1 protein-coding gene is annotated in these 393 nt (G+C 61.8%); it reads left to right on the top strand.

Translation table 11 applies throughout. The features are described from left to right. On the top strand, window positions 1-329 hold a 329-nt coding region (locus ACYP2A_RS09355; protein WP_459741677.1), incomplete at its 5' end, for an ATP-binding protein. Window positions 330-393: the final 64 nt, after the last annotated feature.

The following is a 393-nucleotide window of genomic DNA, read 5'->3' as shown; positions in this document are numbered from 1 at the left end:
GCCTGGCCCACGGTGACGGACGCTTCGCCAAACTGATGGCCGGTTACGCCAAGACCGACCTGCTGATCCTGGACGACTGGGGCCTGTCACCGTTTACCGCCGCCCAACGCCGCGACATGCTGGAGCTGCTGGACGACCGCTACGGCCATCGCTCGACGCTGGTGACCAGCCAGATGCCGGTGGATAAATGGCATGCACTGATCGGCGACCCGACCTTGGGCGATGCGATCCTCGACCGGTTGGTGCACAACGCTTACCGCATCGAACTGAAGGGTGAGTCGATGCGCAAGCGCGCAACGAAATTGACGGTGAGCGGTACTTCAGACTAACAATGCAGACCTGCGTCGCTGCGCTCCGACTGCCTGTCCAAATGGACGTGGATCAGGTGTCCAA

It is taken from the genome of Pseudomonas sp. 3A(2025), from assembly GCF_054589175.1.
This window is presented reverse-complemented; position numbering and strand designations above follow the sequence as displayed.